Annotated in this window: 14 protein-coding genes; 5 read left to right on the forward strand and 9 right to left on the reverse strand. The window is 69.0% G+C overall.

The genetic code is table 11. From position 1 onward, the window contains the following. Together U3649_RS17255 and U3649_RS17260 are read right to left on the reverse strand one after the other, a co-directional pair. Positions 1–468, reverse strand: a complete 468-nt coding sequence (locus tag U3649_RS17255; protein WP_407352519.1) for a hypothetical protein — start codon at positions 466–468, stop codon at positions 1–3. Positions 469–770: 302 nt separating this feature from the next. Further along, positions 771–1,175 (reverse strand): GFA family protein, encoded by a 405-nt coding sequence (locus tag U3649_RS17260; protein WP_407352520.1) that lies wholly within the window; start codon positions 1,173–1,175, stop codon positions 771–773. 343 nt (positions 1,176–1,518) lie between these two features. Between U3649_RS17260 and U3649_RS17265 the strand changes: the two genes are divergently transcribed. After that, positions 1,519–2,970 carry an MATE family efflux transporter gene (locus U3649_RS17265; RefSeq protein WP_407352521.1) on the forward strand — a complete coding sequence of 484 codons (1,452 nt, stop codon included), beginning with the start codon at positions 1,519–1,521 and terminating at the stop codon, positions 2,968–2,970. A gap of 8 nt (positions 2,971–2,978) precedes the next feature. Here the strand turns inward: U3649_RS17265 and U3649_RS17270 are convergent, their stop codons facing one another. Further along, positions 2,979–3,413 carry a hypothetical protein gene (locus U3649_RS17270; RefSeq protein WP_407352522.1) on the reverse strand — a complete coding sequence of 145 codons (435 nt, stop codon included), beginning with the start codon at positions 3,411–3,413 and terminating at the stop codon, positions 2,979–2,981. A 212-nt stretch (positions 3,414–3,625) separates the two neighbouring features. Between U3649_RS17270 and U3649_RS17275 the strand changes: the two genes are divergently transcribed. From U3649_RS17275 to U3649_RS17285, 3 genes are all read left to right on the forward strand, one after another. Then, positions 3,626–4,528 carry a hypothetical protein gene (locus U3649_RS17275; RefSeq protein ID WP_407352523.1) on the forward strand — a complete coding sequence of 301 codons (903 nt, stop codon included), beginning with the start codon at positions 3,626–3,628 and terminating at the stop codon, positions 4,526–4,528. A gap of 194 nt (positions 4,529–4,722) precedes the next feature. Then, the gene (locus U3649_RS17280; protein ID WP_407352524.1) at positions 4,723–5,490 is read left to right on the forward strand and encodes a MauE/DoxX family redox-associated membrane protein; all 768 of its coding nucleotides are present in this window, start codon (positions 4,723–4,725) and stop codon (positions 5,488–5,490) included. A 266-nt stretch (positions 5,491–5,756) separates the two neighbouring features. Then, a complete protein-coding gene (locus U3649_RS17285) occupies positions 5,757–6,335 on the forward strand; it encodes an OmpA family protein (protein WP_407352525.1) in 579 nt (192 codons plus the stop codon). A 117-nt stretch (positions 6,336–6,452) separates the two neighbouring features. On the opposite strand, the gene U3649_RS17290 is transcribed toward U3649_RS17285, so the two are convergent. The 5 genes from U3649_RS17290 to ada all read right to left on the reverse strand — a co-directional run bounded on the left by U3649_RS17290 (position 6,453) and on the right by ada (position 11,305). Then, positions 6,453–6,818, reverse strand: a complete 366-nt coding sequence (locus U3649_RS17290) for a DUF1428 domain-containing protein (protein ID WP_407352526.1) — start codon at positions 6,816–6,818, stop codon at positions 6,453–6,455. A 303-nt stretch (positions 6,819–7,121) separates the two neighbouring features. Then, the gene (locus U3649_RS17295; RefSeq protein WP_407352527.1) at positions 7,122–7,268 is read right to left on the reverse strand and encodes a hypothetical protein; all 147 of its coding nucleotides are present in this window, start codon (positions 7,266–7,268) and stop codon (positions 7,122–7,124) included. Positions 7,269–7,532: 264 nt separating this feature from the next. Continuing rightward, on the reverse strand, positions 7,533–9,416 hold the full coding sequence (gene htpG / locus U3649_RS17300; protein WP_407352528.1) for a molecular chaperone HtpG: 1,884 nt from the start codon (positions 9,414–9,416) through the stop codon (positions 7,533–7,535). A gap of 108 nt (positions 9,417–9,524) precedes the next feature. After that, positions 9,525–10,223: a 2OG-Fe(II) oxygenase gene (locus U3649_RS17305; RefSeq protein WP_407352529.1), complete on the reverse strand. Its 699-nt coding sequence runs from the start codon at positions 10,221–10,223 to the stop codon at positions 9,525–9,527. Further along, positions 10,220–11,305, reverse strand: coding sequence for a bifunctional DNA-binding transcriptional regulator/O6-methylguanine-DNA methyltransferase Ada (gene ada, locus U3649_RS17310; RefSeq protein WP_407352530.1), 1,086 nt, complete (start codon positions 11,303–11,305; stop codon positions 10,220–10,222). The genes U3649_RS17305 and ada overlap by 4 nt, the downstream gene beginning before the upstream one ends. Before the next feature lie 608 nt (positions 11,306–11,913). Here ada and U3649_RS17315 point away from each other — a divergent pair. Beyond that, positions 11,914–14,145, forward strand: coding sequence for a DUF5916 domain-containing protein (locus tag U3649_RS17315; RefSeq protein WP_407352531.1), 2,232 nt, complete (start codon positions 11,914–11,916; stop codon positions 14,143–14,145). A 129-nt stretch (positions 14,146–14,274) separates the two neighbouring features. On the opposite strand, the gene U3649_RS17320 is transcribed toward U3649_RS17315, so the two are convergent. Continuing rightward, positions 14,275–16,374 (reverse strand): glycogen debranching N-terminal domain-containing protein, encoded by a 2,100-nt coding sequence (locus U3649_RS17320; RefSeq protein ID WP_407352532.1) that lies wholly within the window; start codon positions 16,372–16,374, stop codon positions 14,275–14,277. Positions 16,375–16,376: the final 2 nt, after the last annotated feature.

A 16,376-nucleotide genomic window follows, 5' to 3' on the forward strand; every position in this document is an offset into this window, starting at 1 on the left:
TCAAATCTCCGGGCGCGGACCCGTGGTCGTCAGGCTTCCCAGCATTGCCCACAGGCTCGGGGTGATGCCTTCCGCGGCCTCGCGGTGCGGCAGGTGCAGGGTGATGCGATAGCGGCCGCCGTCTATCCTGGCCACCGGCATGTTCACGGTGACACCGTCGCCGCGGGCGCGCAGGAACAGCTCGGCGTCGCGGGCGTTGTCGGCGCCGGCCTGCGCGGGGGGCACGTCTTCTGGCGTGCCCACGTCCGACAGCGCCAGCTCGACGTTCTTGCGCAGCGTGTCCAGTTCCTGTTGCGGGTCGATCCGCTCGATGCGCATGAAGAAACCGTCGTCGACCCGGGCATAGGCCAGGTCGCAGCAGGGCTCCTCCTGGGTCACGGCGATCTGCGGCAGCACGTAGAGCGCGTAACCCTGCGGACTCTCGAACAGGCGTGCAGGGCGCAGTTCGGCCTGTCCCTCGACGGTCACCTGCAGTCGTCGCTCCGGTGGCAGCGGACGCCCGGGATCTCCCGCCACGGGCCCGGCGTCCGCTGCGGCGCCCGCGTCCTGCGGAAGCGACTGACGGACGGCCGGTTCACCCCGATCCGCCTGCGTCGCCGGGGCAGCCCGCTCCGCCTCACAGGCAACAAGCAGGACGGCCAACGCCAGAGGCAGCGACAGCCACCGTCTCGATCCGGGCCGCCGGAGCGGGGACGCGAGCACCTGGATGACAATGGATGGACGCCTCTGGCCTGGCGGCACGGGGCGTGCGGTCACGCGCTCGAGGTCCATCACGTCGGCTGCCGGGGAAACGCCTTCAGCGCCGGGTCGATCGACGCCCACGGCGGCGCGGACTCCGTCCAGATGACGCTCTCCGGCCGGATGTCGCCGGCGGCGTCCAGCGTGCCGACGCGCACCACCATGGCGTCGGCGTTCTCGCGCGCCTCGCTGAATACCTGCGTGCCGCAGGTGCCGCAGAACGATCGGCGCATGTGCCGCCCGCTGTCGGCCAGGCTGTCCCACGTGCGCAGGTCGCCTTCCACCGCCATTGCAGCGCGCGGCACGACGATGTTGACCGCCGCATTGCCGGTCGCCCAGTACTGGCAGTCGCGGCACCAGCACAGGCGCGCGGTCACGGGCTCCGCGCTGATCGTGTAGCGCACCGCGCCGCACTTGCATCCGCCGGTCCGGGTCATCGGAGCACCTCGTTTGGATGGAGGCGAACCACTTTACCCGCCGAGCCCCATGCGCCGCCATGCCGGCGAAGAACCGCCATGAGACGGACGGGGGCACGGGGCGACCCGCGGCATCGCATCGCCGCACAACTTCCCGCAACTTCCGGGACTTGGAACCTGGGCGATGGGGCTGGTAAGTTCCGCCGCTCGCCCCCCGTATCCCGATCGCGGGTCCGATGGCCTCGCGATCCCGGCGCACCGTGTCGATTTCGCAGCCCCCGATCCGTCGTCCCATGGTGTCGGCATCGCCGGCCTCGTCCACCCGGCCGCGGCCTTCGCCCTTTCCGTGAATCGAGTCGCCAACATGACGAACGAACCGAATCCCACCGCCGAGACCGGCACCGACGCGACGGCCGCTCCGCCGCCGCCGCCGCAGTCGGTCTGGGCGGCGCTGCGCGAGGCGATCCGCGGCACCGGCGCCGACTACACGAAGATCCCGCTGCGCAAGGCGGTGTTCCTGCTGGCGGTGCCGATGGTGCTGGAGCTGGTGCTGGAGTCGACGTTCGCGGTGGTGGACATCTACTTCGTCGGCAAGCTGGGATCGTCGGCGGTGGCCACCGTGGGCCTGACCGAAAGCTACCTGTTCCTGCTGTACTCGGTCGCGATGGGGCTGGCGATGGCGGTGACCGCGGTCGTGGCCCGGCGCATCGGCGAGCACAAGCCGGAGGAGGCCGCGGTGACGGCCGTGCAGGCGATCTTCCTCGGGCTGCTGGTGTCGGCGCCGTTCGCGCTGGCGGGCATCGTCTACGCCCAGGACCTGCTGCGCCTGATGGGCGCCGATGCGTGGACCCTCGAACACGGCTACCGCTACATGCAGTGGATGCTCGGCGGCAACGCGGTGATCATGCTGCTGTTCGTGATCAACGCGATCTACCGCGGCGCCGGCGACGCGGCCATCGCCATGCGCGTGCTGTGGCTGGCCAACGGCCTGAACATCGTCCTGGACCCGATCCTGATCTTCGGCTTCGGCCCGATCCCGGCGATGGGCATCGAGGGCGCCGCCATCGCCACCAACATCGGCCGCGGCGCCGGCGTGCTGATGCAGCTGTGGATCCTGTTCCGCGGCGGCCGCCACATCAAGGTGGCGGCCTCGCAGCTGGTCTGGCGCGGCGCGATCCTGCTCAACATCGTGCGCACCTCGCTGGGCGGGGTCGGCCAGATGATCGTGGCGATGACTTCATGGATCTTCCTGGTGCGGATCCTCGCCAGCATCGGCAGCGAGGCGGTCGCCGGCGCCACCATCGCGATCCGGATCATGATGTTCGTGATGATGCCGGCGTGGGGCATGTCCAACGCCGCAGCCACCCTGGTGGGACAGAACCTCGGTGCCGGCCATGCGGACCGCGCCGAGGCGTCGGTGTGGCGGACCGGCGGCTACAACATGATCTACATGGTGGCGGTGTCGGTCGCGTTCTTCCTGCTGCACGATCGGCTGGTCGCGATCTTCACCGACGATCCCGCGGTGATCGCCATCGGCGGGGAGTGGCTGCGGATCCTCTCGTATTCCTTCTTCGTCTACGGCTGGTGGATGGTCTCCGTGCAGGCCTTCAACGGCGCCGGCGACACCGCCACGCCCACCTGGATCAACCTGGTGTTCTTCTGGCTGATCCAGATTCCGCTCTCGTACGTGCTCGCCATCCAGCTCGACTGGCAGCACACCGGCGTGTTCTGGGGCGTGTTCGTGTCCGAGACCACGGTGGGCCTGTTCACCCTGTGGCTGTTCACGCGCGGCAAATGGAAGACGAAGCAGGTGTAGGGGGAAATCTACTGCCGCGGGCCAGTGCGCCAGAGCAGGTATGCGTACGCCAGAAGCGAAACGACGACGTAGCCCGACTCCACCCATGCCCGCCGTTGGGCGTCGGTTCGCGAGCGGGTGATGTCCAGCAGGAACTGGCGGAGCAGGAACGTATAGAGGATGTAGTACAGGAACGGCACCACGTGCACGAACCAGGGGTAGTCCTCCACCCGCTTGCCGAAACGGCCGAGAATCCAGCCGATCTGGGCATGGATGCCCAGGATCCCGAGCCCGGCATTGATCAGCATCCATTTGACCTGGTCGACCCCGAACAGCACCAGGTAGAAGACCAGATAGACGAGGATGGCGATGCCGCCGTGGGCGTAGAGGAAGCCGAGATCGGGCGTGTCGCCGCCGTAGGCCAGGAAGAAGCCCGACAGCCCGAACCCCAGCATGTGCAACATGAAGAATGGATAGACGAACCGGCCAGCCTCCGCGGCCAATCCAGGACGAGCCACCGTGGCGGCCCTCCGGTTGCTTTGCGTCATCGCCCTCATCCCCGTGTCGATCGACAGGTGCCGCCGCACCTGCCCGCCAGTAGGATACTGCGCCAGGCGACGACGGCGGCCCGCTATCGGCCCATCGTGCATCCTTCCATTGGCCCACAACGTCCGCCATGCTTCCGATTGCCGCCCTGCTCGTTCTCGTTGTCGCGCCGCTGGCGTTCGCCGTGATCGGCATGGTGCGCACGCGCGGCGAATCGCCGGTTCCGCGAGAAGCATCGCCCCCCTGGCGCTGGCGCACGAGCGTGGCCTCGATGCTGCTGTACACGCTGGCGTTCAACGTGACGTTCTTCGTGCAGGAGTTGTTCCTGGTGCTGCCAAAGGCACTGACGCCGGGTCTGCGCCCCACGCTGTTCCACAACAATCACGGCTGGGAAGGCACGCATCCGCTGGCTTCCCTGTTCCAGGGCACCGGCGCGCTGGCGACGCTGCTGGTCGGCATCGCCGCCGGCCTGTGGCTGCGGCGCACCCGCACAGGGCCGGCGTGGTGGCGGCTGCTGGTGTTCTGGATGGCCTTCAGCGGCGTGTTCATGGCATTGCCGCAGGCCGTCATCGGCGCACTGGTCCCGCAGGGCGATGTCGGCATGGCGATGACGTATTTCGGGCTGGGGCCTGCCGCGAAAACCACGATGGCGCTGTTGGCATTGGCCGCGATGCCACCGTTCGCGCTGTGGCTGCTGCGGCCGTTGCTGGAGCTGGCCGGAGACCCGGTGCAGGTCGCCGGCGCCGGCGCACGCATGCGCTTCGTGTGGCTGGCCGCCGCGCTTCCGGCGCTGTTCGCGATCGCGCTGATCGTACCCTTCCGGGTGCCGCGGGAGTGGGTGGAGGTGCTGCTGTTGCCGGTGATCGTGACGGTGGCCGGGCTGGCGTGGATGCAGGCCGGCGCGTGGCGGAACCGCGCGGTGCGGCCGCTGGAGGGCGCTGGCGGTTGGCCGATCGGTGCGCTGCTGGCGGCGGTGATCGCGCTTCTCGCGGTGTTCCAGCTGGTGCTGCGGCCGGGCATCGCGTTCTATTGAGGTTTCTCGGAAGCCGCGGCGGGATCGAACCACACCACCGCAACCTTCGCCGGCCTTCTGCTGCTGTTGCTCGCCGCGGCGACCGGCCTGGAGCGATGCAGCGGTGAAGGCTGCGGAACCCGCATGCGTTCTTGACTCCGGATTACGGGGCAGACGCCTATAAAGGGGTCGCCCGATCCGGATCCGGAGGCAGCATGAACACCGATGCGCATCCGCGCGCCGCCCTGTACCGCATGGTGATGCCCGAACACGTCTGCCCGTTCGGGCTCAAGGCCCGCCATCTGCTCAAGCGCAAGGGTTTCGAGGTCGACGACCACTGGCTGACCACGCGCGCCGAGACCGATCGGTTCCAGGCCGAGCACGATGTCGAAACCACGCCGCAGGCCTTCATCGGCGGCGAACGCATCGGCGGCTACGACGACCTGCGCCGCCATTTCGGCCTGAAGGTGCGCGACCCCGAAGCAACCACTTACCGCCCGGTGGCGGTGCTGTTCGCGATGACGGCACTGCTGGCCGCGGCACTGAGCTACGCCGTGTTCGGCACGATGCTGACGGTGCGCGCGGCGGAGTGGTTCGTCGCGCTGAGCATGTGCGTGCTCGCGCTGTTGAAGCTGCAGGACGTGGAAAGCTTCTCCAGCATGCTCCTCAACTACGACCTGCTGGCGAAGCGCTGGGTGCCCTATGCCTACCTGTACCCGTACGGCGAGGGGTTGGCGGGCCTGTTGATGGTCGCGAACGCGTGGGCGTGGCTGTCGGTGCCGGTGGCGCTGTTCATCGGCAGCGTGGGTGCGGTCTCGGTGTTCAAGACGGTCTACATCGACCGGCGCGACGTGAAGTGTGCCTGCGTGGGCGGCGCCAGCCGGGTGCCGCTGGGGTTCGTGTCGCTCACCGAGAACCTGATGATGGTGGCGATGGGCATCTGGATGTCGCTGAAGGCGGCGGGGATGGTGGACCCGTTCTGATCGCCGTTGCGCTCCGTTCGCGAGGTACACGTTCTCAATGCGCCGGAAGTCGAGGTCCCGATCGCCAGGACCGCCAGGACGTCGTGCTTCACCGGCGTGCGCCTGGGGTTTCGCTATCACAAAACACACCTGTTTTGGCCCCTGTCGTTCACGGGAAGGCAAGAAATGTTCGGTTAGCGTCGACCGGCGGCCATCCCCCGGTTCTGCGCGCTTTCGCGGCTGAACAGGCTGCTATCCGATTTGCCTTCCCTGTAGGAGATTTCCCCATGGCATCACAACTTTCGCGCCACGCCGGTCTCGCGGCGCTCGCGCTGACGGCGGCGCTCGCGGGCTGCACCAACTACATCAAGCGCGACGAATTCGACGCCACCGTTGCCGAGCTCCGCGCGGCCGACCAGCAACTCGCCTCGCAGATCCAGGCGTTGTCCGACAAGCACGATGCCCTGGTGACCCAGCTCGCCGGCCGGACCCGCCTCGATACCGCCGCCTACTTCGGCTTCGACGACGCGACCCTGGACGAACGGGCCAAGCCGCTGCTGGACGATTTCGCCGACGTCATCCGCAGCAGCCATTCGCAGGCACTGGTCACGGTGGAGGGCTTCACCGATCCCGCCGGTCCGGCCTCCTACAACAAGCGCCTGGGCCAGGCGCGCGCCGACGCCGTTCGCGACTACCTTGTCAACACCGCCGGGCTGCCGGCCGGGCAGGTCCGCGCGGTCAGCTATGGCGAGGACGAGAACCGCCTGGTGCGCCCGGACGCCTATGGCGACGCCGGACGGGACAACCGCCGCGTCGGCCTGATCGTCGACTATGCGGGCCCCTCGACCGCCGCTGCGACGACGTAACCCGCGCAGGAGACGACAAGCGGGGCAGCGGGCCGCTCGCTAGCGGCCCGCTTCCACGTCCATGCGGAATGACCTTCAGCATGCTTGCTGCGGCAGCACGTGCCGCGCGCGCGTAGCTCAGGACTTCGCGCCCACTTCCACCACCGGTGTGAAGCCGCCATAGATCAAGCGCTTGCCATCGAAGGGCATGGGGTTGGATTCGGGCGAGAGCCGCGGATCCTTCATCACCTTCTCCATGCCGGCATCGCGGGTCGCCTTGTCGGGCCATTCGATCCAGGAGAAGACGACGGCCTCGTCGTCCCTCGCCTGTACGGCGCGGTGGAAATCGGTCTGCTCGCCCTTGGGCACGTCGTCGCCCCAGCATTCGAGGACGCGGGTGGCGCCGTATTCCACGAACACCGAATCGCCCTGGTTGGCGTGGTCGATGAACTTCTGCTTGTTGGCAGTCGGGACTGCCATGACGAAACCGTCGATATAGGGCATCACATGTCTCCTGTCGGTGGTCTGGATCGATCGGACCTGCAGTGGCCGGCACTGCCCCCCGAGCGTGTTCGGAAACGCGCGGATCAATCGGGGAAAGAGTATTTCCGGGCATCCACTGCGGTGGTCCTGTAGAGCGACGAATCAGCGCGCTGGAAATCGACGTGCGCCGCCACCGTGTTCGAGCCTGCACGGAGTGGCGTCGCCATTAAGATGGATGCACCCGGACACGAGATCTTGCTCGACGATCCGCTGACCGACTGGAACCGCTTCCACCCGGGACCGCGACCCGAGGCCCCGCCCGAGTTACGGCCGCATTCCCCGCGCTGGCCAGAGCGCCAGTGCCGAGAGCGCAAGCAGCACCGCGATCGCCGGCACGTATCCGCCATCCGGGCTCCGCACCAGCGCCACCACCACCGCCACCGCGCCCAGCGCGCTGCCGGTCCGCTGCACGATATTGACCGCGGCCGGGAATTTTTGGCGGGGCTGACGATGGCATGGGGACATTCTCGCCGATGCCATGGCGTTCGCTGGCCTTGCCGTTCGCACGCGATGCGTGCGAATCCGGCGTTGGCTGCAGGCGGCCTCCCCATCACATCCAGGCCGTACCGGTATCGCGCGCATGGCGCGCGACCGATCTGAATGGATCCCAAGCCCGGCTTGAGAAGACAGTTGCTCCACGGAGGATGCACACGCCGGTCCTCCGGGAGGAGGTGCCTACGCGCCCAGCAGCACCCGGTTCATCCGCTGCACGAAGGCCGCCGGATCCGGCAGCGGAGCGCCGGCGGCGATCTCGGCCTGTTCCAGCAGCAGCGTGGCCAGATCCTTCGACTTCGCCTCGTCCGCCTCCGCCTCCACCCGCTTGAGCAGCGCATGCTGCGGGTTGACCTCCAGGGTGGGCTTGCTTTCGGGAACGTCCTGCCCGGCTTCGCGCAGCAGGCGGACGAAATGCGGGGCCATCTCGTAATCGGCCAGCGCCAGGCAGGAGGGCGAGTCGGTCAAGCGCGCCGACACCTTCACGTCGGCGACGCGATCGCCCAGCAACCCCTTGAGCTTCTGCAGCAGCGGTTCGGCGGCCTTGGCGGCCTCGTCCTGTTTCAGCTTGTCGGCCGCGTCCAGCGGCAACTCGCCCTTGGCGACGTGTTGCAGGGTCTTGCCGCCGTAGTCGCGCAGCGAGCCGAGCATCCATTCGTCGATGCGGTCGGACATCAGCAGCACCTCGATGTCCTTGGCCTTGAACGCCTCCAGCTGCGGACTGCCGGCGGCGGCGGCATGGCTGTCGGCGGTGATGTACCAGATGGTGTCCTGGCCCACGGCCATGCGGCCGATGTAGTCGTCCAGCGAGACCGCCTGCACGGTACCCTCGCCCTTGGTGGAGGCGAAGCGCAGCAGCTTGGCGATGCGTTCGCGGTTGTTGGCGTCCTCGGCCACGCCCTCCTTCAGGGTATTGCCGAAGGCCTTGTGGAAGGTGGCGAACTTCTCGGGCTCGTCGCGGGCCAGCTTCTCGATCAGGTCGAGCACGCGCTTGACGCAGGCGCCCTTGATGCGCTCGAGCTGGCGATTCTGCTGCAGCAGCTCGCGGCTGACGTTGAGCGGCAGGTCGTCGGCGTCGACCACGCCGCGCACGAAGCGCAGGTAGTTGGGCAACAGTTCCTCGGCCGCGTCCATCACGAACACGCGCTTGATGTAGAGCTTGAGCCCCTTGCGCTCGTCGCGGCCGCCCATCATCAGGTCGAACGGCGGGCGCGAAGGCAGGTACAGCAGCGTGGTGAAGCTCTGGCTGCCCTCGACGCGGTTGTGGCTCCAGGCCAATGCGTCGTTGAAGTCGTGGCCGAGCGACTTGTAGAAGCCCTGGTAGTCCTCGTCGGAGATCTCCGCCTTCGGCTTGGTCCAGAGCGCGGAGGCGGCATTGACCGTCTCCCATCCGTCCGCGGGCGCGGCCTCGTCCCCGCCCTCCTGCTCCTTGGGCATGCGGATCGGAAAGGCGACATGGTCGGAGTAGCGGTGGATCAGCGAGCGCAGCTGCCATCCGGCGAGGAACTCGACCTCGTCGGGCTTGAGATGCAGCACCACGGTGGTGCCGCGTTCGGCGAGTTCCACCGTTTCCAGCGTGTACGCGCCCTGCCCGTCGCTCTCCCACTTCACGCCTTCCGCGGCCGCGGCGCCGGCGCGACGGGTGAGCACCGTGACCCGGTCGGCCACGACGAAGGCCGAATAGAAGCCTACGCCGAACTGCCCGATCAGCCGCGCGTCGGCCTTCTGCTCGCCGCTCATCGCCTCGAGGAAGCGGCGCGTGCCGGAGCTGGCGATGGTGCCGATGTTCGCCACCGCTTCGTCGCGGCTCATGCCGATGCCGTTGTCGCGCACGGTCACGGTGCGCGCGTCCTTGTCCCAGCTCACGTCGATGCGCAGCTCGCCATCGCCGGCCATCAGCTCCGGATGGGCGATGGCCTCGAAGCGCAGCTTGTCGCAGGCGTCGGAAGCGTTGGAAATCAGCTCGCGCAGGAAGATCTCCTTGTGCGAGTACAGCGAGTGGGTGACCAGGTGCAGGACCTGGGCGACCTCGGCTTCGAAGGTGCGGGTTTCGGCAGGGGCGTTCATACGTGGCGTCTTGTTCCGCGCTGGGATGCGAACGTCGACTATGGGTGTGGACGGCCGGAATTCAAGGGCAGCGGCGGCCCCGTGGCGGGCCCGGCGCGCCGATCCGGATCAGGCCGCGTCGTGGAAGATCACGCCGAGCGTGTGCCGGTGCCCCGCCCGCACCGTGCCGACGCCATGGCGCAGCTTGACCCGGTAGTCGCCGCGGGTGCCCTGCACCGGCCGCATGTTGACGGCGAACACCACCGCATCGCCCTTGCGCAGCGGCACCACCTCGGCGCGCGACTGCATCCGCGGCCGCTGCTCGGCCAGCACGAACTCGCCGCCCTCGAAGTCGACGCCCGGCTCCGACAGCAGCACCGCCGCCTGCAGCGGGAAGACGTGCTCGCCGTAGAGGTCCTGGTGCAGGCAGTTGTAGTCGCCCTCGCCGTAGCGCAGCAGCAGCGGCGTCGGCCGCGCCTGCCCGGCCTGCCGGCAGCGTTCGAGGAAGGCGGCGTGCTCGGCCGGAAAGCGGACCTCGATCGCCATGCGCTCGTGCCAGCGGTTGGCGATGGGGACCAGCCGCGGATACAGCGCACTGCGCAGCCTTTCGACCAGCGGCGGCAGCGGATAGGCGAAGTAGTGGTACTCGCCGCGCCCGAATCCGTGCCGGGCCATGACCACGCGACTGCGGAAGCCCTCGTCGCGGTCGTAGAGCCCGGCGATGGCGTCGCACTGCGCGGCGGTCAGCAGTCGCGGCAGGATCGACCAGCCCCGCGCATCCAGGCCGGCGGCGACCGCCGGCCAGTCGATCCGTCCCGCCCCGCTCATGTCGCGGCCTCGCGTTCGAGAAGGGCGCGCTTGCGCTCCACGCCCCAGCGGTAGCCGGAGAGCGCACCGTCGCTGCGCACCACCCGGTGGCAGGGGATCGCCACCGCGAGCGCGTTGGCGGCGCAGGCACCGGCGACCGCGCGCACGGACTTGGGCGTGCCGATCCGGCGGGCGATTTCGGCGTAGGTGGCGGTGCGGCCGGCGGGGATGTCCCGCAGCGCCTGCCACACCCGTTGCTGGAACGCCGTGCCGCGCACGTCGAGCGGCAGGTCCAGGCCCAGCCCCGGCGACTCGACGAGGCCGACGACGCGGGCGACCAGCGATTCGTAGGCGCGGTCGCCGCCGACGAGGTGCGCCTTGGGAAACTGGTCCTGCAGGCTGCACAGCAGCGCATCCGGATCGTCGCCGAGCAGGATCGCCGCGATGCCCTTCGCGCTCGAGGCGACCAGGATCGCCCCCAGCGAGCACTGGCCGACGGCGAAGCGGATCGTCTCCTCGGCACCGCCGGCGCGATAGCGCGTCGGCGTCATGCCGAGCATCGCGTTGGCCGCTTCGTAGAAGCGGCCGTTGGAGCCGAAACCGGCGTCGTAGATCGCGTCGGTCACCGACCGCCCCTGGGCCAGCCCGTCGCGGACGCGAGCCGTGCGGTGGGCGGCGGCATAGGCCCTCGGGGTGAGACCGGTGGCGGCCTTGAACATGCGGTGGAAATAGCCGGGGCTCAGCTCCACCGCCTCCGCCAGTTCCGCCAGCGACGGCGGCCGCTCCGCCCGTTCGATCAGGCGGCACGCCTTGGCGACGATCGCTGCGTTCTCCGCTTCCGTCGAGGCGCCTTCCGGATTGCAGCGCCGGCACGGCCGGAAACCGGTCCCGCGCGCCGCTTCCAGGCTGTCGTGGATGGTGACGTTTCCCGGGTTGGCGGTCCTGGACGGGCAGGAAGGCCGGCAATAGACGCCGGTGGTCGCCACCGAGTACCAGAACAGGCCGTCGGCGCTGCGGTCGCGCGCCGCGATGCGGGCCCAGCGCGGGTCGCGCAGGGTCGGTGGTAGGGCGTCGTCTCGTCTGCGTTTCTGGGTCATGGTCATCGCCGGGACTCCTGTGAAATGGGTGTGGAGCCACCATGCCGCAACCCCCGGTCCGCCACACTCCGATGCTTGCTTTCGAATCCGGCGCTGGCCCGGACGCGCACTCGGCCCGGCGGCCGGCCGCCGATGGGGCGGTCAGGGGGGAAGCGGCCCCGCCCCGCCCGGTCGCGGATTCCGGTCTCTCGCGCTTGCGAGAGCGGCGACGGCATGCCGCCGGCTCTCCTGTTGGAGTGGCGGCGGCATGCCGCCACCGGGACGTTGCGACTCCGCGTGCCGGACGCAGGCAGGCCCGGCCGTGTCGGCGCCGACATTCCTGTCGCGACTCCCGTCGCTCCCACAAAGGTGGTATCTCCCAACGCGGTGTCTCCCGCAACGGTGGTGCCTCCTGCATTGTTGCTCCCGCAAAGGTGCTGCCTCCGACAAGGCTCTGCTCCCACAAGGGCGCCGCTTCGCAGCGGCCGATCCATGCCGAGGATCCGCGGCGCAACGCCGAACCCGTTGCGCATCGGCGCGAAATGGTTGCAATGACCGATGGCAGTCGGAGATGGCCATGGCCGCCGCTACCGTGCCAGGCACCGGGCACATCCCCAGCCAGCCGGAATCCACCGATGCGTCCCCTCTCCTGCCTGCTTCCGACCCTCCTCGCTGCCGTCGCCACGCCTGCGCACGCGGTCGAGATCGACGGCCGCATCGATCCGGAGGAATGGCAGGATGCGCGCCGGGTCACCGATTTCCGCAAGGTGCAGCCGCTCAACGGCGAGCCGGCGTCGCTGCCCACCGAGGCCTGGGTCCTGGCCACGCCGGACGGCCTGGCGGTCGCTTTCCGCAACACTCAGCCGCCTTCGGTCCCGCGCACCCGCCAGCGCGTGCAGCGGGATTTCGATGCCCAGGTCGACCGCGTCAACGTGATGGTCGACTTCGACGGCGGCGGCCGCACCGGCTACAACTTCACCGTCAGCTCCACCGACGGCATCTACGACGCGATCATCAGCAACGAGTCCGAGTTCAACGACGACTGGGACGGCAACTGGCGCCATGCCGTGGCCGAGGACGACGCCGGCTGGACGGCGGAGCTGCTGATCCCCTGGCATATCGCGCCGATGCGCGAGACCGCTGGCGATACCCGCACGATCAGGATCTATCTCGACCGCGTGGTCGGCGCCACCGGCGAACGCGTCGCCTGGCCGCTGGCGAGCTACGAGCGGCCGCGCTTCCTGTCCGAGTTCGCGCCGGTCGAGGTCGCCGGATACAGCCAGTCGCTGCTGGCGCTGACGCCGTACGTCTCCGGGCTGTACGACAACGTCGACGGACGCGGCGAGGCCGACGGTGGACTGGACGTGTTCTGGAAACCGAACGGGCAGTTCCAACTGACCGCCACCGTGAACCCGGACTTCGGCCAGGTGGAAAGCGACGACCTGGTGGTCAACTTCGACGCCACCGAGACCTTCGTCAGCGACAAGCGCCCGTTCTTCACCGAGAACCAGGGCCTGTTCGAGTTCACCACGCCATCCGACTACAGCCAGCTGCTGTACACGCGCCGCATCGGCGGCCCGGCGGACGACGGCGCCGGTTCCGGCGACATCGACGCGGCGATCAAGCTCAACGGCAGCCTGGGCGCGACCAAGTACGGAATCTTCGCCGCCGAGGAAGCCGACGAGGCCGGGCGCTCGTTCCGTGCGCTGCGCCTGGTGCACGACTTCAGCACCCACAATCTCGGCGCCATGCTGACCCAGGTGGAACGGCCGTTCCTGGATCGCGAGGCGACCGTGCTCGGCGTCGACCACAACTGGCGCCCGACTGCGCGATGGAACGTGCGTACGCGGCTGCTCGGCAGCAGGATCGAGCACGCGGGCGAGCGCAGCAGCGACACCGGCGCCACCGTCTGGGCCGACTACGAGATGGACAACGGCTGGCGCCAGCAGTGGATCGGCATGCACTTCGGCGACGAGCTGCAGATCAACGATGCCGGGTACCTGTCGCGCAACAGCACGAACTACGGGCACTGGCAGCTGCAGCGCCGCTTCACCGACCTGCCGGCGGACTCGCGCTACGCCTCCAAGGACTGGCGCTGGCGCGCCAGCGGCAACTACAACGACCATGGGCAGCGGCTCAACCACCAGTTCCGCATGAGCCGGGAGAGCCGGCTGCGCGACGGCAGCTACGAGTACACGCAGATCAACGTCAACAGCGCCCGCGTCGACGACCTGCTGACCCGCGGCAACGGCGTGGTGAAGCTGCCGCCCAGCTTCGGCGCCTACGTGGAATACGAGCGGCCGCGCAAGGGCAACTGGGCCTACCAGCTGAAGGCGGAGGCATTCAGCGGCGGCCTTTCCGGCAACGACAGGATCGGCTACAGCGTCGAGTTCGAACCCAGCTACTTCGTCAGCGACGCCTTCAACGTCTACGTCGGCTTGTATGCCGAACGCACGCCGGACTGGCTGGTGTGGCAGCGCGACAACCTGATCGGCAGCTTCGACGGGCGCGAGGCGAACCTCAACGCCGGGTTCAACTGGACCATCGGCAGCCGTCAGGAACTGCGGCTCAAGCTGCAGGCCATCGCGATCGACGCGCGCCTGCGCCAGGGCTACCGCGTCGACCCGATCGGCCATGCCGTCGCCAGCGGCGAGCCGGTCGACGATTTCAGCGTGCGCAACCTCGGGTTGCAGGTGCGCTACCGCTACGAACTGGCGCCGCTGTCGTACCTGTACGTCGTCTATGGCCGCGGCGGTTACGAAGAGGAATCTTTCGCCGACGGCACCGGCCGGTCGCTCCGCGACAGCTTCCGGTTGCGCGACGACGAGCAGCTGCTGGTCAAGCTGAGCTATCGGTTCGAGCTCTGAGGCGGGTGCTTGTGCCGGGGATACGAGGGCCCAGGGCGCCGATCCGTCGCGACTCCCATCTCCCACGCCCATGGCCTCCCGTCGTCCGCAAGGCCGCGCCGCCGACGGAGGCGGCGCCAGATTCGACGCCTACCCGCGCAGCAGCACCGGCACCGCTTGGGCATCGCGGCCTTCGCTGAACACCCCGATCCGGTCGCCGACGCGCAGCACTCGCAGGTCCACCTTGCGCGGGCCCAGGGCCAACCCACGGATCAGGACGTGGTCGACACCGGCGGGCAGCCGCGGATGGTCGACGACGATGCGCCCGCGTCGCGCGTCGACGCTCAGGCCGAGGCAACTCTGCAGCAGCATGAACACCGAACCCGCGGCCCACGCCTGCGGCAGGCAGGCGACCGGATACGGCACCGGCGCGATGCCGCCGGTGCGCGCGAAACCGCAGAACAGTTCCGGCAGGCGGAAATCGAAGTGCGTGGCCGCCGCGAACATGCCCTGCAGCAGGCGCTCGGCCCCTTCGCGATGGCCGTAACGGGCCATGCCGGCGGCCACCAGCGCGGTATCGTGCGGCCACACCGAGCCGTTGTGGTAGGACATCGGGTTGTAGCGCACCTCTCCCTCGGCGAGGGTGCGAACCCCCCATCCGCTATCGAAGGCCGGCGACAGCAGCGTCCGGGTCACCGCGGCGGCACGCCTGCGGCCGGGCAGCCCGGCATACAGCAGATGCCCGGCATTGCTGGCGCGGACGCGGCACAGGGCCTGCTCGCCGTCGAGCGCCAGGCCATAGAACCCGTGCTCCGGCATCCAGAAGCGGTCCTCCACGGTGCGGCGCAGCGTCTGCGCGCGTTGCCGCAGGCGCTCGGCGAGCGCATTGTCGCCGAACCGCAGCGCCAGCCCGGCCATCATGCGCAATCCGGCGAAGACATAGCCCTGCACCTCGACCAGGGCGATCGGCCCGTCCGGCATACGGCCGTCGGCATGGAACACGGAGTCGTCGCTGTCCTTCCATCCCTGGTTGGACAGGCCGCTGGACTCGCCGCGCGCATAGTCGAGCAGCCCCGCCGGGTTGCCGTCGCAGACGCGCTCCATCAGCGCCGTGGCCGCCAGCAGCGCCGGCCAGAGGTGCTCGACGAACGCCAGGTCGCCGGTCCGCTCCGCGTATGCGCCGGCCAGCACCACGAACAGCGGCGTGGTGTCCACCCCGCCGTAGTAGAGCCCGAACGGCAGCTCCCGCAGCACCGCCATCTCGCCCTTGCGGGTCTCGTGCATGATCTTGCCCGGCACCGCGTCGCGGAACGTCGATTCCTCCTGCGCCTGGTGACGCGCCAGGAACTCGAGCACGCCGCGGGACAACGCGGGATCCAGCCACAACGTCTGCAGCGCGGTGACCACCGCATCGCGGCCGAACGGCGTGGAGAACCATGGAATGCCCGCGAACGGGTACGGTCCGCTGTCGAGTTCGCTGGTCAGCAGCGCCAGATCGCTGCGCGACTGCTCCAGCCAGTCGTTGAACGAGCGCGCGCTGCTGCGCGCATTCGCGCCACGGCGGCGACGCGCGCGCATCCCGAGGCGGGCGCGCACCATCGCCTCGTCGAAACCTCGTTTCGACGGGTTCCCGGACACCGCGCCCACTTCGAGGTAGACGGTTTCGCTCCCGCCCGCCGGCAACGCGAACTCGAACTCGGCGTGGTCCGGCGCCAACCGCTGCGGCGTCCGCGAGAAAGCGATGACCGACTCGCGCAGGCCGCCGTCGAGGCCGCGGTAGCGCAGCGCCACGCCGCGCTCGTCCAGCACCCGCGGCGGCAGGATCTGTCCGCGCGCCGCGCGCACGCTGCCGCGGACCTCGAACATGTCGCGGAAGTCCGCGGCGTAGTCCAGGCGCAGTACCAGCGGCTCGTCCTGCTGGCCGTAGTTGGTGCACACCAGCCGTTCGTACAGGCGCTCGCCGAACAGCAGCCGCATGCGCTCGACGTGGACGCCCGTGCGCGTGGACGCCGCGTTCCCGATCTCGGGCAGCGGCCGGCTGCTCAGGTGCGCGATGAACCGGACGTTGTCGCTGACGATGGAACCGCTGAGCAGTTCCGGACGGCATTCGTTCAACGACAGCCGGAAGACCGACAACAGGCGGGTGTCGTTGTGGAACAGGCCGTCGGCCCCACCGTGGATGTCGCCCGCGGTATCGGCCACCAGATAACTGTCTCCGTCCTTGAGCACCTGCCGCGAGACAGGCTGCATCT

The sequence above is a fragment of the Luteimonas sp. R10 genome (assembly GCF_045689605.1).
Lineage (GTDB): Bacteria > Pseudomonadota > Gammaproteobacteria > Xanthomonadales > Xanthomonadaceae > Luteimonas.